Origin of the sequence: Amycolatopsis dongchuanensis (assembly GCF_039542405.1) — a bacterium.
GTDB lineage: Bacteria > Actinomycetota > Actinomycetes > Mycobacteriales > Pseudonocardiaceae > Amycolatopsis_E > Amycolatopsis_E sacchari.
In genome coordinates this window covers 16,542-36,718 of sequence record NZ_BAABIB010000097.1, presented here as the reverse complement: position 1 = coordinate 36,718, position 20,177 = coordinate 16,542, and the positions used below count along the sequence as shown (strand labels likewise).

General features: G+C 71.5%; 21 protein-coding genes. 9 read left to right on the top strand and 12 right to left on the bottom strand.

Features of this window, described 5'->3' with window-relative positions:
* The first annotated feature begins 14 nt into the window (after window positions 1-14).
* Complete coding sequence (locus tag ABFX51_RS26615; protein WP_346055256.1) at window positions 15-1,451, top strand: MFS transporter; 1,437 nt, start codon at window positions 15-17, stop codon at window positions 1,449-1,451.
* Here ABFX51_RS26615 and ABFX51_RS26610 read toward each other — a convergent pair.
* Window positions 1,411-2,037 (bottom strand): hypothetical protein, encoded by a 627-nt coding sequence (locus tag ABFX51_RS26610; protein ID WP_346055255.1) that lies wholly within the window; start codon window positions 2,035-2,037, stop codon window positions 1,411-1,413. The two genes, ABFX51_RS26615 and ABFX51_RS26610, sit on opposite strands and share 41 nt — an antisense overlap.
* A 23-nt stretch (window positions 2,038-2,060) precedes the next feature.
* Complete coding sequence (locus tag ABFX51_RS26605; RefSeq protein WP_346055254.1) at window positions 2,061-2,648, bottom strand: TetR/AcrR family transcriptional regulator; 588 nt, start codon at window positions 2,646-2,648, stop codon at window positions 2,061-2,063.
* An 84-nt stretch (window positions 2,649-2,732) separates the two neighbouring features.
* On the opposite strand from ABFX51_RS26605, the gene ABFX51_RS26600 reads away from it, so the two are divergent.
* Complete coding sequence (locus ABFX51_RS26600) at window positions 2,733-3,734, top strand: Gfo/Idh/MocA family protein (protein WP_346055253.1); 1,002 nt, start codon at window positions 2,733-2,735, stop codon at window positions 3,732-3,734.
* Here ABFX51_RS26600 and ABFX51_RS26595 read toward each other — a convergent pair.
* Entirely contained in the window at window positions 3,718-4,740 is a 1,023-nt protein-coding gene (locus ABFX51_RS26595) for an aminotransferase class V-fold PLP-dependent enzyme (RefSeq protein ID WP_346055252.1), read from the bottom strand. The genes ABFX51_RS26600 and ABFX51_RS26595 overlap by 17 nt on opposite strands.
* A 128-nt stretch (window positions 4,741-4,868) precedes the next feature.
* On the opposite strand from ABFX51_RS26595, the gene ABFX51_RS26590 reads away from it, so the two are divergent.
* Both ABFX51_RS26590 and ABFX51_RS26585 read left to right on the top strand, forming a co-directional pair.
* Window positions 4,869-5,615: a rhomboid-like protein gene (locus ABFX51_RS26590; protein WP_346055251.1), complete on the top strand. Its 747-nt coding sequence runs from the start codon at window positions 4,869-4,871 to the stop codon at window positions 5,613-5,615.
* Between the two features lie 11 nt (window positions 5,616-5,626).
* A complete protein-coding gene (locus ABFX51_RS26585) occupies window positions 5,627-6,403 on the top strand; it encodes a tyrosine-protein phosphatase (protein WP_091516007.1) in 777 nt (258 codons plus the stop codon).
* A gap of 6 nt (window positions 6,404-6,409) precedes the next feature.
* On the opposite strand, the gene ABFX51_RS26580 is transcribed toward ABFX51_RS26585, so the two are convergent.
* Window positions 6,410-7,111 (bottom strand): FadR/GntR family transcriptional regulator, encoded by a 702-nt coding sequence (locus ABFX51_RS26580; RefSeq protein ID WP_091516066.1) that lies wholly within the window; start codon window positions 7,109-7,111, stop codon window positions 6,410-6,412.
* 144 nt (window positions 7,112-7,255) lie between these two features.
* On the opposite strand from ABFX51_RS26580, the gene ABFX51_RS26575 reads away from it, so the two are divergent.
* Window positions 7,256-8,572 (top strand): MFS transporter, encoded by a 1,317-nt coding sequence (locus tag ABFX51_RS26575; RefSeq protein ID WP_346055250.1) that lies wholly within the window; start codon window positions 7,256-7,258, stop codon window positions 8,570-8,572.
* On the opposite strand, the gene ABFX51_RS26570 is transcribed toward ABFX51_RS26575, so the two are convergent.
* From ABFX51_RS26570 to cysD, 3 genes are read right to left on the bottom strand one after another with little or no spacing between them, the layout of a single operon-like run.
* Window positions 8,573-9,082: a pyridoxamine 5'-phosphate oxidase family protein gene (locus ABFX51_RS26570; RefSeq protein WP_346055249.1), complete on the bottom strand. Its 510-nt coding sequence runs from the start codon at window positions 9,080-9,082 to the stop codon at window positions 8,573-8,575.
* Between the two features lies 1 nt (window position 9,083).
* Window positions 9,084-10,898 (bottom strand): adenylyl-sulfate kinase, encoded by a 1,815-nt coding sequence (gene cysC / locus ABFX51_RS26565; protein ID WP_346055248.1) that lies wholly within the window; start codon window positions 10,896-10,898, stop codon window positions 9,084-9,086.
* 1 nt (window position 10,899) lies between these two features.
* Window positions 10,900-11,811: a sulfate adenylyltransferase subunit CysD gene (cysD, locus tag ABFX51_RS26560; RefSeq protein WP_346055247.1), complete on the bottom strand. Its 912-nt coding sequence runs from the start codon at window positions 11,809-11,811 to the stop codon at window positions 10,900-10,902.
* A gap of 59 nt (window positions 11,812-11,870) precedes the next feature.
* Between cysD and ABFX51_RS26555 the strand changes: the two genes are divergently transcribed.
* Genes ABFX51_RS26555 through ABFX51_RS26540 form a run of 4 tightly spaced genes read left to right on the top strand, consistent with a single transcriptional unit; the run spans window position 11,871 to window position 15,453 of the window.
* Window positions 11,871-12,356, top strand: a complete 486-nt coding sequence (locus tag ABFX51_RS26555; RefSeq protein ID WP_346055246.1) for a nuclear transport factor 2 family protein — start codon at window positions 11,871-11,873, stop codon at window positions 12,354-12,356.
* 9 nt (window positions 12,357-12,365) lie between these two features.
* On the top strand, window positions 12,366-13,529 hold the full coding sequence (locus ABFX51_RS26550; RefSeq protein ID WP_346055245.1) for a hypothetical protein: 1,164 nt from the start codon (window positions 12,366-12,368) through the stop codon (window positions 13,527-13,529).
* Entirely contained in the window at window positions 13,529-14,305 is a 777-nt protein-coding gene (locus tag ABFX51_RS26545) for an SDR family oxidoreductase (protein WP_091516023.1), read from the top strand. Before ABFX51_RS26550 ends, ABFX51_RS26545 begins: the two co-directional genes overlap by 1 nt.
* Window positions 14,302-15,453: a sulfotransferase family protein gene (locus ABFX51_RS26540; protein ID WP_091516025.1), complete on the top strand. Its 1,152-nt coding sequence runs from the start codon at window positions 14,302-14,304 to the stop codon at window positions 15,451-15,453. The genes ABFX51_RS26545 and ABFX51_RS26540 overlap by 4 nt, the downstream gene beginning before the upstream one ends.
* Window positions 15,454-15,693: 240 nt before the next feature.
* Here ABFX51_RS26540 and ABFX51_RS26535 read toward each other — a convergent pair whose 3' ends face one another.
* The 5 genes from ABFX51_RS26535 to ABFX51_RS26515 form a co-directional block, all read right to left on the bottom strand.
* Window positions 15,694-16,296 (bottom strand): hypothetical protein, encoded by a 603-nt coding sequence (locus tag ABFX51_RS26535; protein ID WP_143250004.1) that lies wholly within the window; start codon window positions 16,294-16,296, stop codon window positions 15,694-15,696.
* Window positions 16,297-16,473: 177 nt separating this feature from the next.
* Window positions 16,474-17,184 (bottom strand): SDR family NAD(P)-dependent oxidoreductase, encoded by a 711-nt coding sequence (locus ABFX51_RS26530; protein ID WP_346055244.1) that lies wholly within the window; start codon window positions 17,182-17,184, stop codon window positions 16,474-16,476.
* Between the two features lie 10 nt (window positions 17,185-17,194).
* Complete coding sequence (locus tag ABFX51_RS26525; protein WP_346055243.1) at window positions 17,195-17,950, bottom strand: SDR family NAD(P)-dependent oxidoreductase; 756 nt, start codon at window positions 17,948-17,950, stop codon at window positions 17,195-17,197.
* The gene (locus ABFX51_RS26520) at window positions 17,950-19,269 is read right to left on the bottom strand and encodes an MFS transporter (protein WP_091516033.1); all 1,320 of its coding nucleotides are present in this window, start codon (window positions 19,267-19,269) and stop codon (window positions 17,950-17,952) included. Before ABFX51_RS26520 ends, ABFX51_RS26525 begins: the two co-directional genes overlap by 1 nt.
* 28 nt (window positions 19,270-19,297) lie before the next feature.
* Entirely contained in the window at window positions 19,298-20,176 is an 879-nt protein-coding gene (locus tag ABFX51_RS26515) for a polysaccharide deacetylase family protein (RefSeq protein ID WP_346055242.1), read from the bottom strand.
* Between the last annotated feature and the right edge of the window lies 1 nt (window position 20,177).

Genomic DNA, 20,177 nt, shown 5'->3' with positions numbered 1-20,177 from the left:
TGACACTGCTCGTCATGGAGGAAACGAGACCCGACCGCCGTCGCTGGACCGCGCTGGCCTTGCTGCTGACCGCGGTGTTCATGGACATGGTCGACAACCAGATCGTCACCATCGCGCTGCCGACCATCCAGCACGAGCTGGGTGCCCGGCCCTCGGCTCTGCAGTGGACGGCGACGGGCTACACGCTGGCGTTCGCCCTCACGCTCATCACCGGGGCCAGGCTGGGCGACCGGTTCGGGCACCGCGCCGCGTTCGCGCTGGGCACCGCGGGGTTCGGCGCCGCCTCACTGGTCGCGGGCCTCGCACCGGGTGTGGGCGTGCTGCTCGCCGCCCGCGTCGTGCAGGGGATCTTCGCCGGGCTGATGGTCCCGCAGGTGCTGTCGTTCATCGCCGCGGAGTTCCCCGAGGCCGAACGGGGCCGGGCGATGGGCTTCTTCGGCATGACCTTCCCGCTCGGCGGGCTGGCCGGTCCCCTGCTCGGCGGCGTGCTGACCGAGGCCGACCTCTTCGGCTGGCACTGGCGCACGATCTTCTTCGTCAACGTGCCGATCGCGCTCGCCGCCGCGGTCGGCGCACTGCTGGTGATGCCGCTGCGCGAGCGCGGCCGTGGGGGCGTCGACGGTCTCGGGGTGCTGGTGCTCGCCGCCGCGCTGCTCGCGGTGCTCTACCCGCTGGTGCAGGGGCGTGAACTCGGCTGGCCGGTGTGGACGTTCGTGGTGCTGGTGGCCGCACTCCCGCTGCTCGTGGTGTTCTTCGCGCTGCAACGGGGACGGGAACGGCGCGGGCGCGAGCCGTTGATCCGGCCGGAGTTGTTCCGCCGGCGGGGGTTGTCGGTGGGCGTGCTCGTGATGCTCGTCTTCTACTGCGGCATGGGCGCGTTCTTCGTGCTGACGCTGCACCTGCAGAACGGACTGGGCTACTCCCCGCTGAAGACGGCGCTGACCGTCCTGCCCGCGACCGTGGGCATCGTGGCGGGCAACGGGATCGGCATGCCGAAGGCGCCGGAACTCGGCAGGCGCCTGCCGATGACGGGGCTCGTGCTGCTGCTGGCCGCGTGCGCCGCGTTGATCGCGCTGGTGTCGGCGGCCGGGACGGGCCTCACGCCGTGGCAGCTCGTCGTCCCGGTGCTCCTCTACGGCACCGGGCTGGGACTCGGTTCGTCGTCGCTGACGCTGATCGCGCTGACGGGACCAGGGCCGGACGACGCCGGCGCGGCGTCCGGGGTGCTGAACACGGTGGTGCAGCTGGGGCTCGCCGCGGGTCCGGCCACCGTCGGCACGGTGTTCTTCGGCAGGCTCGCGGCGGACGGCGACTTCCCCGCGGCCACGACGACGAGCCTGCTGGTCGGCGCCGGACTGTTCCTGGTGGCGCTACTGGCCTGTTCCCTGCTGCCGCGAGCGGTGGCGGCGCCTAACCCAGCTGCGGCGACAGGTCCAGCGCCTCGGCGTTGACCCGGCCGAGCGTGCCGTCATCGGCGCGGCCGTCGAAGAACGCGGACAGCACGATCGTCACGCTCGCGCCCGTGGCGCGGGAGGCGTACTTGCCGTCGGCGAGTTTCGGGGCGTTCGGCAGTTTCGCGGTGCCGTCGCGGACGAGGTCGACGACGTTGCCCGTGCCGTCGCGGTCCACGAGCGCCTTCAGCTGCTGCGCCTGCGCCGCGTCGGGCATCGTGACCAGCACGACCGACACCAGGGCGTTCCCACCGCTCGCGGTCGTCGTGTACAGCGCCCGGGAGAGCCTGGCGCACGCGTGCTCGCCGAACCAGCGTTTGACGTCCTCGGTCGACTTGGCCACGCAGTCGGTGGACGCGACCGGCCCCTCGGTGAGGGTGAACGAGAACTGCTTCGCCGGCGGCTGGGCCACCGGGGCCGGGGTGCTGTCGCGCTGGACGAGCCACCACACGAGCCCCGCCACCACGGCGACGGCCACCAGCCCGGCGCCCTTGAGCAGCCAGCCTGCGCCTCGCCGCGGCTGCGCGGGGACGCGCGGCAGGGGCGCCGTGTCCCCACGGCCCGGAGGGTATTGCGGTCCGACCACGAGGGAACACCGTATCGGACGGTTCACCCTGACGTGTGACTGTGGCGCAATCCGTCGAGGGTCAGCCCCAGGTTGCGCCGCCACTGCCCCTTCGGCGTGACCAGGCCGAGCGTGTGGTCGCCGGGCAGCACGGCGGCCAGCAGGAACGCGACGTCGCGCCAGCCGACGTCCGGCCGCAGCACCCCGGCGCGCTGGGCGCGCTCGACCAGTTCCCGCAGCCGCCGCCGGATCCTCGCCAGCGGGGCGGCGAGGTCGAGCGCGGTCCCGCCGAGCGCTTCACGCACCCCGCAGCTCGTGGCCCGCAGCCGCACGTAGTCGTGGGCGAACCGCGCGAACCCCGCCCACGGGTCCGGATCGGTCAGCGCGTCCTCGGCGAGTGCGGCCATCTCGTCGAGCAGGTCGGTGAGCACCGCCTCCAGCAACGCTTCCCGCGAGGACAGGCGGCGGTAGAACGTGCCGATGCCGACGCCGGCCCGCCGCGCGATCTCGTGGGCCGTGACCTCGACGCCGACCTCCGCCAGCGCCTCGCGTGCCGCGTCGACGAGCCGCGCCACGTTCCGCCGCGCGTCCGCCCGCGCCCCGTCCTCCTGCAACCGCTCCACCGCGCCCACGGACCGACCCTAGCAAAGCGGACTCGACAAGTCCGGTTAGGCTTGAAACGGACTCAGCTAGTCCGTTTACTGGAGGTGGACACGATGACCATCAGGGTCGGGATCCTCGGCGCCAGCCCGGACCGCGGCTGGGCGGCGCGCTCGCACATCCCCGCCTTGCGGCGGCTGGACGGATACGAGCTCGCGGCGGTCGGGACGAGCCGGGCCGAAAGCGCCGCCCGGGCGGGGGAAGCGTTCGGCGTGCCCGCCTTCACCGATCCGCGGGCGCTCGCCGAGGCGGTGGACCTCGTCGTGGTGACCGTCCGGGTGCCCGCGCACGCCGAGCTCGTGCGGGCGGCGCTCGCGGCGGGCAAGGACGTCTACTGTGAGTGGCCGCTGGCCCGCACCGCCCGGGAAGCCGAGGAGCTGGCGGCGGAAGCGGAAGCCGCCGGGGTGCGGACGGTTGTCGGCCTGCAGGCCCGCTACTCCCCCGCCCTCGTGCGCGCCCGCGAGCTGCTGCCCTCCCTCGGGCGCCTCACGTCGATCACGGTGTACGCGGCACGGGGCAAGGGCGCGGAGGACGTCGTGCCGGAGTGGACGGCCTACACCTACGACGCCGCGTCAGGAGCGGGGCTGGTCGAGGTGTACGGCGGGCACACCCTCGACGCGATCGCCTTCCTGGGCGGGGAGATCACGGACCTGTCGGCCGCGGTGTCGGTCCAGCGCGCGCACCACGTCACCGACACCGGCCGCTCGATCGACGTCACCGCACCCGACCACTTCCTGGCACACGCCACGCTCGCCGGAGGGGCGGTGGCGTCACTGCACGTGCACGACGGCCGGGTCGGCGGCTCCCGCGTGCGGATCGAGATCACCGGCACCCGGGGCGACCTGACGCTGACCGCCGACGCGGACGGCGACCCGCTCGGCGGCCAGCTGCAGATCAGCCCGCTGCGCGGGATCGACGTGCCGGAGCCGGACCTGCCCGGGGAAGCGGTGAACGTGGCCGGGCTCTACCGCGCGTTCGCGGCCGGTGCGCCGGTGCCCGGCTTCGCGGCGGGCGTCCGGCTGCACCGGCTGCTGGAAACCGCTACCGCACGGCCTTGAGCACGAGGTCCAGGTCGTCGGTGGTGTTGTACAGGTGGAAGCCCACCCGCACCTTGCCCGCTCGGGCGCTGGCGACCACACCCGCGGCGCGAAGGCGTTCGGCGTCGCCGTCGAAGGAGACGATGGCGCTGCCCGCCTCCGGCAGGCCGAGGCGCACGCGCAGGGTGTCGGCCAGCCCGACGCAGTGCTCCCGGACGGACTCCAGGTCCAGCGAAGCCAGGTACGGCAACGCGGCCGCGGCGCCGACGTGCGCGAGCCACACCGGCGAAAGGTCGTACCGCCGCGCGCTCCCGGCGAGCCGCGCCGGCAGGCCGTACAACGCCTGCCACGGGTCCTCCCCCGCGTACCAGCCGGCGGCGACCGGGACGCCGCGGTCGAGCACGCGGGGGTGGACCGCGAGCCACGCCGCCCCGCGCGGCGACATCAGCCACTTGTAGCCCGCCGCGACCACCCAGTCCGCCCAGTCCAGCCGCAGCGGCCGCCAGCCCACCGCCTGCGTCGCGTCGAGCATCACGGGAACCCCCGCGGCCTCGCTCGCCGCACGCAGCGCGTCGAGGTCGAGCTGGGCGCCGTCGGCGGACTGGACCACGCTGACCGCGACGAGGTCGTACCCCGCCACCCGCTCCGGCAGCTGCGCGAGCGGGGCCTCGGTGACGGTGACGCCGCGGTGCGCGTGCGCCGCGAACGGGAACGTGACGCTGGTGAACTCCCCCTCCGCGACCAGCACTTTCGCCCCGTCCGGCAGTCCGGACGCCACCACGCCCAGCAGCTGCGAGACGGCGGCCCCGATGGCGACGCGTTCGGCCGGCACGCCGATCAGGTCCCCGAACGCCTGCCGGGACCGCGCCACCGGCTCGTCGAAGTCACCGGGGGTGGCGGCGCCGCGGCGCCAGTCCTCGACCGCCGCCGCCACCGCGTCGGCCACGGGGGCCGGGGGGACGCCGATGCTGGGGGTGTTGAGGTAGCCGTCCGGGACGTCGAACCCGGCGCCGAAAGCGGTGCGCATGCCCCCAGCCTGCCCGATCCCGGCGAGCGGATCACGGGATTTCGGCGCACAGTGGGAAAGTGCGTCTTCTCAGCGGACTCACAGCGCGCGGCTGGTTGGCTTTCAGGGTGAGCCACCACACTGGCCGCGTGCCCACAGACACGATCACCCCGCACGGCCGTCCGCGGTGGACCACCCGCGCCGCCGTACTGCTGCCCGGTCCCGGCACCACCCCGTTCACGTTCTGGTACCTCGCGGTGCTGCTGGCGACCACGGTGCTGCAGCGCGCCGTGGGCGACTCGGTGTCGGCGGAGCTGCTCGCGGGTGCCAGCACGGACGCCCACAACCTGTGGCACCGCCCCGTGTCCAGCCTGATCAGCAGTGCGCTGTGGATCGACGACTCGGGCTGGCTGGTCTACGTGCTGATCTTCGCGGTGGCGGTCGCGCCGCTGGAACGCCGCGTCGGCGCGGGCTGGACGTTCACGGTCTTCGCCAGCGGGCACGTGCTGGCGACGCTGGCCACGGAACTGCCGGTGATGGTGGCGCTGCGGGAGGGCTGGCTGCCGCCGACGGACGCGCGCTGGCTCGACATCGGCGTCAGCTACGGGTTCTTCGCGACCGCGGGCGCGATGGTGCCCGTGCTGGAACGGCGGCTGCGGCTGCCCGCCGTGGTGCTGCTCGAACTCCTCGTGGGTGTGATCTACGTCGCTGACGAGCCGGGTTCGCTGCTGTCGGTGGTCACGCTCGCGGGGCACGCGATCGCCGTGCACATCGGGGTTCTGGGCTGGTGGGCGTGGTTGCGGCGGCGCGGGCTGACCGGCACGCTGCGGCTGCCCCGGCGCCGCCGTGATCGGGTTCGCCCGGACGCTCCCTTGGCCGGCTCGATCGCGCCGTGAACGATGGGGGCATGCAGTGGCTCGAACTCGAAGGGGCGGCCAACGCCCGTGACCTCGGCGGCCTGCCGACCGCCGACGGCGGGGTGATCGCGGACCGCACGCTGTTGCGCTCGGACAACCTGCAGGGGCTCACACCCGCGGACGTCAAGCTCCTCGTCGAGGACGTCGGGCTGCGGACGGTGGTGGACCTGCGCAGCACGCACGAGGTCGAGTCGGAGGGGCCGGGGCCGCTGCGCGCGGTCGAGCGGGTGCGGCACGTGCACCTGTCCGTCCTGCCCGAGCTCGGCGAGATGACCGACGCGGCGGTGGACGCGTTGTTCTCGCGCCGTGAGCGCACGCTGGAGCGTTACCCGGACGACCCGATGTGCGCGCTGTACCTGGGTTATCTGGAGGACCGGCCGGAAAGCGTGGTGCGCGCGCTGCGGACGATCGCGGACACGCCGGGTGCGGCGCTCGTGCACTGCGCGGCGGGCAAGGACCGCACGGGGGTCGTGGTGGCGCTGTCGCTGACGGTGGCGGGCGTCGAGCGCGAGGCGGTGGTGGCGGACTACGCCGCGAGCGGCACGCGGATCGCGGGGATCATGGCGCGGCTGCGGGCGTCGCCGACCTACGCGCCGGACCTGGAAAAACGCGGCGGCGACGACGAGAAGCACCGTCCGCGCCCGGAAACGATGGAAGCGTTCCTCACCCAGGTCGACGAGCGCTACGGCGGACCGCTGGCGTGGCTGGCGGAACACGGCTTCGGCGAGTCCGACGCCCAGCGGCTGCGGGAGAAGCTCGTGGCGTAGCGCCGGTCAGTCCGAAGTGGACTCACCGGCGTACCGGTGCACCAGTGACTGCGCCTCGCGCAGATGACTCACCGTCAGCTCCCTGGCCCGCTCCCCATCGGATTTCTCGATGGCGGCGAGGATTTCGCCGTGCTCCTCGACGGCCTTGGCGATCTGGCCCGGCAGGCGCAGCGCGGCCCGCCGTTCCTCGCCGACGAGGGACAGCACCGAGCGCAGCAGCCCGGCCACGTCGTCGTTGCCCGCGTTCTCCGCGATGACCCGGTGGAACTCGGCGTCGGTGGCGATGACGCGCAGCATGTCCCCCTTGGCCGCGGCGGCCGCCATCTCCGCCACGTTCGACCGCAGCCGCGCGAGCACCGGCTCGGTGTGCTCCGCCGCCAGCCGCTCCGCGAGCGTCGGCTCGACCATCATGCGGAGGTCGAACAGCCGGTCCACCAGCTGGTCGTGCTCGCGGAACCACGTGCGCAGCTCCCGGTCGGTGCCCTCCCGGTCCCGCACGTAGGTCCCCGACCCCGGCCGGATCGACACGTACCCGATGGAGGCCAGCACCCGCAGGGCCTGCCGGAGCGAACCACGGCTGACGTCGAGCTGCTCGCACAGCTTCCGCTCGGAGGGCAGCCGCGAGCCCGCGGGCAGCTCCCCGCTGTCGATGAGCGCGCGCAGGTGGTCCACCGTCGCGCTCCAGACCTGCTCGTCGCCGGTGCTCACGACGGCATCCTGCCCGATCACCCGCGCCCTGTCGCGCGTCCCGCGGCCCGAAAATTGGTCCTACCAGTTGCTGATCGTCTCTGCTAGCGTCGCCTTCCGACGGTGTGGTCGGACGAGGACCGACCCGGGTGCCCGAGGAGAGGCATGTCCGAGCTGACGTCCGCGGCGTTGCGCAAGGCCACCAGGCGGCTGGTCCCCCTGATGGCGGTCTGCTACTTCGTCGCCTACCTGGATCGCACGAACCTCTCGGTCGCGGCGCTGACGATGAACGAGGAACTCGGGTTCACCGCGACCGCGTACGGCTTCGGCGCCGGTGTGCTCTTCCTCGGCTACATCCTGCTCGACGCCCCGAGCAACCTGATCATGCACCGCGTCGGCGCGCGGCGCTGGATGGCCCGGATCATGATCGTGTGGGGCCTCGTGGCGGCGGCGTGCGCGGCGATCTCCGGCGAGGTCAGCTTCTTCGTGCTGCGGTTCCTGCTCGGCATCGCCGAGGCCGGGTTCTTCCCCGGCATGATCCTGTACCTGACCTACTGGTTCCCCGCCGCGCGCCGGGCCACCGTGACCGGGCTGTTCATGGTGGCGGTGCCGCTGTCGACCGCGCTGGGCGCCCCGCTGGGCGGGCTGTTGCTCGAGCTCGACGGCGTCGCGGGGCTGAGCGGCTGGCGCTGGCTGTACCTGGCGGAGGGCCTGCCCGCCGTCGTCCTCGGCGTCGCACTGCTGTGGCTGCTGCCCGACCGGCCCGCGAAGGCCAAATGGCTCACCGAGGACGAGCGCTCGGCGATCGAGGACGTGCTGACCCGCGAGCAGGCGGCGACCGAGCGCGGCAACCCGCTGCCGGTGCGCAAGGCGTTGTTCAGCGGCCGGACGATCGCGCTCGGCCTGGTGTACTTCGGCATCGCGTTCGGGCTCTACGGCCTCGGTTTCTGGATGCCGCAGATCATCAAGTCCAGCCTGGCGATCAAGGACAACCTCAGCGTCACGCTGCTCACCGCCGCGCCCTACGCGATCGGCGCGGTGGCGATGGTGGTGTGGGGCCGGGCCTGCGACCGGACGGGCAGGTCGTCGACGTACACGATGCTGCCGATGGTGATCGGCGGGCTGGCGCTGGTCGTCTCGGCGTTCCTGACCAGCGCGCCGTGGCTCGGGTACGCGGGCCTTTGTGCTTGCGCGATCGGGGTGATGGCGGCGTTCCCGGCGTTCTGGACGCTGCCGTCGGCCTTCCTGGCCGGTGCGGCGGCCGCCGGGGCGATCGGCGTCATCAACTCGATCGGCAACCTCTCGGGGTTCATCGGCCCGTACTGGGTGGGCTGGATGTCCAGCCTGTTCGGCTCGGCGAAATGGGGCCTGGTCACGATCGGGCTGGTGATGACGGCGGGCGGCGTGCTCGTGAAGTCACTCGGCGACGCGCCGCGCAGGCAGGCTTCGCAGACCTCCGCGCTCGTCACGCCGCAGAACTGATCAGTCGCTGCCGTTCAGGAACTCCGCCGTCGTGCCGCCCAGCGGCATCGGGTCGAGCCCGAGCTTGCGGTGGTCCCACGAACGCGTCCGCTCCGGGTCCACGCGCACGACGACGCGCTTGTTCATCATCATCTCCACGAGCGGTTTCGCCTCGTCGGTGTACGGGCCGGTGTAGCGCTCCCACACGCTGACGCCGACGCGCCAGATGTCGTCGGGGTCGTCGCTGATCACGGCACGGCCCTCGATCGACACGCCACGCAGCTTGTCGTAAGTATGCCCGTCCTCGATGAGCACGGTGATCCGGTCGTCGCGGCGCAGGTTCACGACCTTCTGCGACTTGACCTTCGTCTCGAACCAGATCTTCCCGTCCACGACCGCGTACCACATCGCGACGAGGTGCGGGGTGCCGTTCGGGCCGAGGGTGGCCATCGTGGCGGTGCGGCTGCGCGCCACGAACGCCTCGATCTCGTCGCCGGTCATGCGGATCTGCGCGCGCTGGTTGACGCCCATGTCAGCCGTCCAGGAGGTTCAGGATGGCCGAGGCCATCGTCGTCGGGTCGCCGTCCCCCGGCCGCAGCACGAGTTCCGGCGCCACCGGCGGCTCGTACGGGTCGTCGACGCCGGTGAAGCCGCGGATCTCGCCGGCACGGGCGCGGGCGTACATGCCCTTCGGGTCGCGTGCCTCGCACACCTCCAGCGGCGTGTCCACGAAAACCTCCACAAAGGACAGTCCGGCGTCCTCGTGCGCCGCCCTGGCCTTGGCCCGGTCCGCGCGGTAGGGACTGATCAGCGACACTATCGCCACGATTCCCGCGTCGGCAAACAACTGCGCGACGGCCGTGACGCGGCGCACGTTCTCGGCGCGGTCGGCGGCGCCGAACCCGAGGTCGGCGTTGAGCCCGTGCCGCAGGTTGTCCCCGTCCAGCCGGTAGGCGGGCCGCCCGGCGGCGACGAGCAGGCGCTCCAGCTCGGCGGCGACGGTGGACTTGCCGGAGGCGGACAGCCCGGTGAGCCACACCGTCAGCCCGCGGGTCGGGCGCTCGTCGCGGGTGACGGTCGCCGCGTGCCACACGACCGGCGTCGCGGCCCCGGTGATCATGCCGGCGGCGACGGTGTCGTTGGTGGTGTCGTCGACGAGGATGAAGCTGCCGGTGGCGCGGTTGCGGCGGTAGGGGTCGAACAGGACGGGCTGCCGCGTGCGCAGGTGGACGCGGCCGATCTCGTTGAGCGCCAGCGCGGCGGCGGACTCGTCGCGGTGCAGGGTGTTGACGTCGAGCCGGTAGTCGAGCGAGCGCACCTCCGCCCTGGTCTCGCGCGTGGTGTGCCGCAGGGTGTAGGTCGCGCCGGGGGCGAGCGTGCTGCGGTCCGAGAACCAGCACACCATCGCGTCGAGGTCCTGCCCGCTGTGCGGCCGGTTGCCGGGACGGCAGATCAGGTCCCCGCGCCCCACGTCGAGGTCGTCGGTGAGCCGGATCGTGACGGCCTGCGGGGCGAAGGCCTCGGCCAGTTCCCGGCCACCGGGCGCGACGATCTCGCGCACGCGCGTCCGCAGGCCGGACGGCAGCACGAGCACCTCGTCGCCGGGCTTGAACACCCCGCCCGCGAGGGTGCCGGCGTACCCGCGGAAGTCGTCGCGGCGGATCACGTACTGCACGGGGAACCGGGCGTCGACGAGGTTGCGGTCGGACGCGACGTGCACCTCCTCCAGGTGGTGCAGCAGCGGCACGCCCTCGTACCACGGCATGCTCGTGCTCCGGTGCACGACGTTGTCGCCGTGCAAGGCGGAAACCGGCACGAACGTCAGGTCGGGCACGGACAGCTTCATCGCGAACCGGCGGAACTCCTCGCGGATCTCGTCGAACCGCTCCCGCGACCAGCCGACGAGGTCCATCTTGTTCACGCACAGCACCAGGTGCGGGATCCCGAGCAGGCTGGCGAGGAACGCGTGCCGCCGCGACTGCTCCAGCACCCCCTTGCGGGCGTCGACGAGGATCAGTGCGAGGTCGGCGGTCGACGCGCCGGTGACCATGTTCCGCGTGTACTGCAGGTGGCCCGGGGTGTCGGCGATGATGAAACGGCGGCGCGGGGTGGCGAAGTAGCGGTGCGCGACGTCGATCGTGATGCCCTGCTCGCGTTCGGCCCGCAGGCCGTCGGTGAGCAGCGCCAGGTTCGGGTAGGCCTCGCCGCGGTCGCGGCTGGCGCGCTCGACGGCGGCGAGCTGGTCGGTGAACAACGTCTTGGAGTCGAACAGCAGGCGGCCGATGAGGGTGGACTTGCCGTCGTCGACGCTGCCCGCCGTGGCGAGCCGCAGCAGCTCCTGGGGCATGTCAGAAGTACCCTTCCTTCTTCCGGTCCTCCATGCCCGCCTCGGAAATGCGGTCGTCGGCGCGCGTGGCGCCCCGTTCGGTGAGCCGCGTGGCGGCGGTTTCGGCGACGACCTCCTCGGCCGTCGCGGCGGTGGACTCCACGCAGCCGGTGCACGTCGCGTCGCCCACGGTGCGGAAGCGGACCGTGGCCTCGTAAGGGTGTTCGCCGTCCAGCAGACGCAGGTGCCGCGTGTGCGCGAGCAGCATCCCGTCGCGTTGCACGACCTGACGCCGGTGCGCGTAGTACAGCGACGGCAGCTCGATGTCCTCCGCCGCGATGTAGGACCAGATGTCGAGCTCGGTCCAGTTGGACAGCGGGAAGACGCGGATGTGCTCGCCGCGCCGGTGGCGCCCGTTGTAGAGGTGCCACAGCTCCGGGCGCTGGTTGCGCGGGTCCCACTGGCCGAACTCGTCCCGGAAGCTGAACACGCGTTCCTTCGCGCGGGCCTTCTCCTCGTCGCGCCGAGCCCCGCCGAACACGGCGTCGAAAGCGTTTTCCCGGATCAGGCGCAGGAGCGTCACGGTCTGCAAGCGGTTGCGGGAGGCTCGTGGGCCGGTCTCCTCGGTCACCCGCCCGGCGTCGATGTCGTCCTGCACGCGGCCGACGACGAGCCGCAGGTTGTCCTTCTCGACGGTGCGGTCACGGAAGTCCAGCACCTCGTCGAAGTTGTGCCCGGTGTCCACATGCGACACCGGGAACGGCAGCGGGGCGGGCCAGAACGCCTTGCGTGCGAGGTGCAGCATCACCACCGAGTCCTTGCCGCCGGAGAACAGCAGCACCGGCCGCTCGAACATGGCCGCCACCTCGCGGAAGACGTGCACCGACTCGGCCTCGAGCGCCTCGAGACCCGACAGCTCGTAGGCCGTGGTCACGAGCTCGAAATTAGAACACGTTCTTGCTTTCGGTCAATCCCCGGAGCATGCTGGGCGGCATGGACCTCGGCGTGCTCGAAGACATCAGGCGGGTCAAGCACCGCTACCTCCGCTGTGTGGACCTCAAGCGCTGGGACGACGTCGCCGACACCCTCGCCCCCGAGGCGACGGCGAGCTACGGCACGCCGACCTACGGGGAGCCGATCTCGCTGACCGGGCGCGAGGCCATCGTCGGGTTCCTCCGCGAGAAGCTCGGCGGAAGCCTGATCACCACGCATTTCGCCGTGCAACCGGAGATCGACGTCGACGGCGACACCGCGACCGGGCTGTGGCCGTTCGAGGACACGGTCATCGCGCCGGAGCACCGGATCATGATCAAGGGCGCGGCGGTGTACGAGGACACCTACCGCCGCTGCGAGGACGGCCGCTGGCGCATCACGCACACCGGCTACACCCGGACGTACGAGTTCATGCTGTCCTTCGACGACGTGCCGAGCCTGCGCTTCACGGCGAACCGCTGGGCGTCGGTAGAGAACGCGTTCTAGGGCCGCGCGATGCTGACGGACAAGTTCGCCGCCGCCATCGCGGAGGCCGAGAAGGTCATCGCCGAGGCGCCGCACGTCCGCGACGAACAGGACCTCGTCGAAGGCTACGACTACCTCGCGGGCAGCATCCGCGCCTCGCTGCAGATGGCGTGGGCCTACGAGCGCGACTTCCCGTTCTTCGTCCAGTCCACAGGGCCGTACACGAAAATGGGGTTGGACAACCCCGACACCCTGTACTTCCACTCCTACCTGCGCGACAACGCGGAGTACGTCGTCACGGGCACGCGCGGCACGACGCGTGACCTCAGCTTCCAGATCCTCAACGGCGACTACTCCCCCGTCGACGTGCCGGACAGCCTGACCGCCTTCGACGACCGCGAGATCGAGATCGGCCCGGACGGGGACTACGAAATCCGGTTCGGTCCCGGCAAGGCCGGGCCGAACTACTTCACGCTCGGCCCGGGTTCGGCGATGCTCGTCGTACGCGAGGTGTACAGCGACTGGACCGGCGAAGAACGCGGCACGATCAGGATCGCGCGGGCGGATCACGTGGGTCAGGCACCGCCTCCGTTGACCCGGGACGTGCTGGAGAAGCGGTACGGCGTGGCCGGCAAGCTCCTGCTGTCCCGGCTGCGGACGTTCCTGGCGTTCCCGAAGTGGTTCTACCTGGACCTGCCGGTCAACACGATGACCGAACCGCGTTCGACCCCGGGCGGGCTGAGCACGCAGTTCTCCTCCGCGGGGCACTACGAGCTCGCCGACGACGAGGCGATGATCGTGACGGTGCCGAAGTCGGACGCGCCGTACCAGGGCATCCAGCTCGGCAGCATGTGGTACATCTCGCTGGACTACGTCAACCACCAGACGAGCCTCACCGCCGACCAGGCGCACCTGGACCCGGACGGCAAGCTGCGGTTCGTGATCAGCGAGCGCGATCCCGGCGTGGTGAACTGGCTGGAGCGCACCGGGCACCGGCGCGGGTACGTGCAGATCCGCTGGCAGCGGCTGTCCCGCGCGCTCGGGCCCGAGGACGGGCCGGAGGTGTCGGTGGTCAAAGTGGACGATCTGCCCGCGCGGTTGCCCTACTACGACGAGGCGAAGATCGCGCCGGACGGGTTCGCGGCGCGCATCGCGGCCCGGCAGGCCGCCGTCGCGAGGAGGATGCTCGGCTGATGTTGTTGCGGGACAAGGTGGTCGTCGTGTCCGGCGTCGGGTCCGGGCTGGGCCGGGCGATCGCGGTGCAGAGCGCGCGGGCGGGGGCGGACGTCGTGCTGGCGGCGCGGACGGAGTCCCGGCTCGCGGAGGTCGCCAAGGAGGTCGCGGAGATCGGTCGGCGGGCGGTGGTGGTACCGACCGACATCGACGACGAAGCCGCCGCGCGCCGGCTGGTCGAGTCCTCTGTGGACGCTTTCGGTCGAGTGGACGCCTTGGTGAACAACGCCTTCGCGATGCCACCGATCACCGGGCTCGCCGAAGTCGGACTGCCCGAGCTGCGGGCGGCACTGGAGACGAACGTGCTAGCCACGCTCCGGCTGACCCGGTTGTTCGTGCCGGAGCTGGAGAAGACCCGCGGCTCGGCGGTGATGATCAACTCCGCGGTGCTGCGGCACTCGCGGCAGGGGTTCGGGCCGTACAAGACGGCGAAGGCGGCGCTGCTGGCGGTCGCGCAGGCGCTGGCGACCGAGCTCGGGCCGCGCGGGGTGCGCGTGAACTCGGTGGCGCCCGGCTACATCTGGGGCGACCACCTGAAGTTCTACTTCGCCTACCTGGCCCAGCAACGCGGCGTGACGGCGGAACAGGTTTACGAGGAGACGGCCGCGACGATCGACCTGCGGAAGCTGCCGGAGCCCGAGGAGATCGCCGACGCGGTGGTGTTCCTGGTCTCGGACCTGGCGCGCGCGATCACCGGGCACTGCCTGGACGTCAACGGCGGGGAGTACCACTCATGACGCGCGAGAACGTCGGCACGGTCGAGGATCTCCACGCCTCCGCCACCCGGTTCACGGGCCTCGACGACTTCGGCGACGACGACTACCGCGAAGGCCTCGCGGTCCTGCTGGAGTCGTACGAGCGCGACGCGTCACTCACGCCGTTCGGGCGGCGGGTCAAGCGCGCGTTCCTGCGGGGCGCGCTGATCGCCCGGCTGCTGAGCGAGGCGGCGTGGAAGCGCTTTCCCGAACACGCGGACGTCCCGATCGAGCGACCGATCTTCGTCACGGGCCTCCCCCGCACGGGCACGACGGCGTTGCACCGGCTGCTCACCGCCGATCCGGCGCACCAGGGGCTGGAGGTGTGGCTGACGGAGGTCCCGCAGCCTCGCCCGCCGCGGGCGACGTGGGCGGACAACCCGGTGTTCCAGCGGATCCAGGCCGGGTACGAGCAGCACCACGTCGAGCACCCGGAGTTCCTCGGCGCGCACGAGATGTCGGCGGACCAGGTCGAGGAGTGCTGGCAGCTGCTGCGGCAGTCGGCGAAGTCGGTGTCCTACGAGTGCCTGGCGTACCTGCCGACGTACTCGGAGTGGTTGCGGCGGCAGGACTGGACGGACGCCTACCGGCGGCACCGGCGGAACCTGCAGCTGATCGGGTTGCCGGACAAGGACCGGCGGTGGGTGCTGAAGAACCCGAGCCACCTGTTCGCGCTGGACGCGCTGATGGCTGTGTACCCGGATGCGCTGGTGGTCCAAACCCACCGCACGCCGTCGACGATCATCGCCTCGGTGTGCAGCCTGAACGAGCAGGCCGCGGCGGAGTGGTCGACCGTCTTCCACGGGGAGACCGTGGGGCGCACGCAGTTGGAGCTGTGGTCGCGCGGCGCGTCGGAGTTCCTCGATGCCCGCAAGCGCTATGACGCGGCCCAGTTCTGCGATGTGGACTACGCGGATTTCATGGCGGACCCGGTGGGCACGGTCGAGGGGATTTATCGCCATTTCGACTTGCCGTTCACGCCGTCCGCGCGGGCGGAGATGACGCGGCTGCAGCGGGAAAGCGCTTCCCGCCCCGGCCACCGGTACGCGCTGGAGGATTTCGGGTTGACCGTCGAGCAGGTCGATGAACGCTTCGCGCGCTACCTGGAGGCGCACGCCCCGAACAGGTGATGGGGCGCGGGTCTCGCTACCTGCGCGCGCCTTCACGACGTGACGTGACCCAAACCCCACTACCTGCGCGCGCACGCCCTCACGACGTGCCCGGCCCGGATCCCGCCACCTGCACGCCCGTGCCCTGACGACGCGACCCGGCCCGAACCCGCTACCTGCGCGCGCACGCCCTCACGACGTGCCCGGCCCGGATCTCGCTACCTGCTCGCGCCTTCACGACGTGACGTGACCCAAACCCCACTACCTGCGCGCGCACGCCCTCACGACGTGCCCGGCCCGGATCTCGATGTCCAGCCACACCTCTTCGGCGAGCGCTCCTCGCACGACTGCTTCCTCCGGTTGTGTGAGCGCGAGCCACACGAGAAGGTCGGCAGCGTTGGCGGGCTCGTCGTCGACCAGATCCGGCTCGCGCCCGGGCGCGAGGTAGCAGCGCAGCGACCACGGCGGCCGGGCCAGCTCGGCCAGCAGGTGCCGCTCGTGCTCGACGTAGGACACGACGAGGTCGTCACCACTCAGCTTCTCCGGCCGACTCGGATCGACGTGGATGCGCACCGGCCGCCGGGCGTCGGGTTCCGGCACCGTCACAGCGCCGGAACCACGTCCGCAGTACGACCCCGGCGCCACCCACGGCCGCACGGCGTCGGCCAGCTCGGTGAGCCCCGCACACGCGACGGTCCGCCCGGTCGGGGCCGATACGAGCCAGCCGCCGGGCCGGGCCTGCACGCGCAGACCCGGCCGAGCAAGCGCTTTTACCGCGCCCGCGACCGCACCTCGGGCAGGCACGCTGGCGAGGAAGGGGCGGGCCCAGTCCACTGCGCCGTGCTCACCGCAGGCTCCGCACATCCCGCCTCCTTTCGCTCCTCGCCCTTCCGCGGCGGACGACGCCCTCACACCCGGCGATCCCGCTCGGCCGGACGGTATCGCCGAGCCTGTGAGCCTCAGCAGGCGACGGAGCCCAGGCCACCGCGCCCGGACCGCGCACCACGAGGCCAGGGACGGAGGCAAGCCCCGGAAAGCCCCTCACGGCATCACGTCACCCGAGTTCGGACCCAGCGTCTGTCCACAGTAGAGGTTCCCACCCGGATCGCTGGCCAACAGAACAGCCGTGGGCGCGACCTCCTCCGGCCGCCCGAAGCGGCCCAGCGGCAGTTCCGCCCGCTTCGCCGCCTTCCAGTCCTCCGTGATGCCCTCGACCATGGGCGTCTCGATCGGGCCCGGCGCGATCGCGTTCACCAGCACGCCCCGCCCCGACACCTCCAGCGCGAGCGACTTCGTCAGCCCGATCACGCCGGCCTTCGCCGCCGCGTAGTGCGCCAGCCCGTGCCCGCCCTTGATGCCGAGCTGCGAAGCGATGTTGATCACCCGCCCCTGCCCGCGTTCGACCATCCGCGGCACGACGTGGCGGCAGCACAGGAACACGCCCGTGAGGTCCACGGCCAGCGTTTGCGACCACGTCTCCAGCGACATCTCGGTCAGCGGCGACTCGGTGAGGATCCCGGCCGAGTTGACCAGGATGTCGATCTCCCCGAGCCGCTCGGTGGCCGTCGCGACGGCCGCGGCCACCGAGTCCTCGTCGGTCACGTCGATCGGCACCGAGTCGAACGCCGCGCTCTCCGCCCGGTCCGCCACGACGACGCGCGCGCCTTCCTTCACGAACGCGCTCGCGATGGCGTGCCCGATCCCGCTCGCGCCGCCGACGACGAGCGCGGTCCGGTTTTCCAGCAGTGACACCAAATCCTCCCTACGCCGGCATTCGCACGGTCAGCCCGCCGTCCACTGTGATCGTCTGCCCGGTCACGTACGACGCCTCCGCCGACGTCAGGAACCGGATCACGGCGGCGATCTCCTCCGGCCGGGCCGGGCGGCCGAGCGGGATGTCCCGGCCGGCGCGCTCCAGCCCGTCCGGCCCAAGCGAGTTGACCGGGTCGAGCGACTGCGGCGTCACGACGTAGCCGGGCACGACCGTGTTCACCCGGATCCCGCGCGGCGCCAGCTCCACCGCCACGCTCCGGCTGAGCCCGAACACCCCGGCCTTCGCCGCGCCGTAGTGCGCGTGCTCGCCCCAGCCGTAGACACCACCGGCGATCGACGACACCGCGACCATCGCGCCCGGCCCGCTCATCCGCGCCGCCGCGGCGCGGAACACCCGCAGCACGCCGGTGAGGTCCACCTGCAGCAGGCCGTCCCACGCCGCGTCGTCGAGGTCCGCGAGCGCGGCCTTGCGCAGCACCCCGGCGTTGGCGACGGCGAAGTCCAGCCGCCCCCACTCGTCGAGGGCACGCTGCGCGAAAGCGTCCACTTGGGACGAGTCGCGCACGTCGACCTCGTGCACCACACACTCCCCACCGGCCTCCTTCACCGCGGCGACCGTCTCCTGTGGATCGTGCGGATCACCGGGGAACGTGCCGACCACGGTCCGCACGCCCCGTTCCGCGTAGGCGACGGCCAGCGCGCGGCCGATGCCGCTCGCGGCGCCGCTGATGATCGCGACCTCCATCACGCCTCCAGCGTCTTGACCTTGCGGGCGGCGAACATCACCAGTCCCGACGCGAACGTGCCCACCGCACCGACCAGCAGCGCCGCCGTGTTCCAGTTCGAGCCCGAGGCGAGCATCGCCGTGGTGATCACCCCGGCGAGGATCGCGCCCGGCTGGGAAAGCGCGTTCAGGAAAGCGGTTCCCGTGGCGCGACAACGGGTGTCGTAGCACTCTCCCATGTAGAACAGCAGCGCCGCGTACGGTCCGATGAGGAAGAACATCCCCAGCGAGTACAGCGTCACCACCGCGACGGTCCCGCTCGCGACGGTCAGCGTCAGCGTGAACAGCACACCCGAGATCAGCCAGCCGATCGCGATCACGTTCCGGCGGCCGAAGCGGTCACCGATCCAGCCGTGGAACACGTACCCGAGGTAGCCGATCGCGTTGATCACGATGAGCATCACCAGCGAGCCGGTGAAGCTGACGCCCTTGCCCGCCGTGAGCACTGTCGTGCCGAGCACGCTGAACACCTGGATGCCGAACCAGTTGACCAGCCACGCGAACCCGAGCACCAGCGTGTTCCGCAGCGCCGCGCCCTTGAAGATCGCCGCCAGCGGCGCCGACGGCTCGGCCGACACTCCGTACTCCCCCGCCAGCGCGGCCGCCTCGTCGGCCTTGCCCTGCTTGCGCAGCGCACGCAGCCGCTGCTCCAGCTCGAACTGCGGGCTCTCCTTCAGCCCGCGCCGCGCCAGCGCGATGACGACCGCGGGGAACACGGCGAGCAGGAAACAGCCGCGCCAGCCGACCAGCGGCAGGAAGATCGCGACGAACGCCGACGCCAGCAGCACGCCAAGCGGCCACCCGCCCTGCACGAGGCTGTAGATCAGGCCCCGCCGCTTCTTGATCTTCTCGTCCTCGGTGACGGCGTAGATCTCGTTGAGGTACGTCGCGTTCACCGCCTGCTCGGACAGGCCGAGCCCGCCGAAGGCCCGCACGCCGACGAGGTACCCCGCACCGGGGGTGGCGGCGCTGAGCGCGGAGGCGACGGCGGTGCCGGAGACCGTCAGGATCATGCCGCGGCGGCGGCCGATCCGGTCGACGATGGGTCCCACCGCGAGCGCCACCACCGCCGTGCCGACGGAGACCAAAGTGGACACGAGCGACGCCGTGGAGTCGCTCCAGCCGAAGTGCCCGCCGATCTCCGGGAGCAGGGTGCCGAACAGGATGTAGTCGTAGACGGCGAACAGCCAGGCGAAGAACGCGATGATCGTCGCCCGGCGGGTGGCCTTGACCCCGACGCGGGGGAAGGAGCGCACACCGGTGGAAGGCGCAGTGGTCATGAGAGTGCCCTTCTGGGGAGGGTAGTGCTCAGGAACGGGGGAAACGCGCGAGGAAGTCGTCGGCGATCTCGTCGAAGGTCGACCAGCGCACGCCTTCGTGGCTGTTGATGTGCTCGATGAGGCGCTCGAGCATGAGCAGGTTCTGCGGGCGGCCGGAGACGTCCGGGTGGATGGTCATGGTGAACACGCCGTAGTCCAGCTCGCGGTAGACCCAGTCGAACTGGTCGCGCCACATCTGTTCGAGGTCACGCGGGTTGACGAAGCCGTGACTGTTGGCGCTGGCCTTGACGAACATCATCGGGGGCAGGTCGTCGAGGTACCAGTTCGCCGGGATCTCGACGAGGTTCGTCTCCTCGCCGCGGACCAGCGGCTTCATCCACTCCTCGGCGGGCTTGGCGTAGTCGATCTTCGTCCAGCTGTCGCCGACGCGCACGTAGTACGGCGTGAAGTCGTTGTGCATCAACGAGTGGTCGTACTTGATACCGCGTTCGAGCAGCAGCTCGTTGGTGACCGGGGAGAACTCCCACCACGGCGCGACGTAGCCGGTCGGCGCGCTGCCGGTGAGCTTCTCGATCAGCTCGATGCTGCGGTCGAGGATAGCGCTTTCCTGCGCGCGGGTCATCGCGATCGGGTTCTCGTGCGAGTACCCGTGCGCGCCGATCTCGTGCCCGGCGTCGACCACCATCCGCGTCTGGTCCGGGAACGTCTCGATCGAGTGGCCGGGGATGAACCAGGTCGTGCGCAGGTCGTTGTGCTCGAACAGCTTCAGCAGGCGCGGGACGGCGACCTCGCCTGCGAACATGCCGCGCGAGATGTCGCAGGGCGAGTCCTCGCCGCCGTAGGAGCCGAGCCAGCCGGCCACCGCGTCGACGTCCACGCCGAAGGCGACACGAATTTCCTTTGCCACG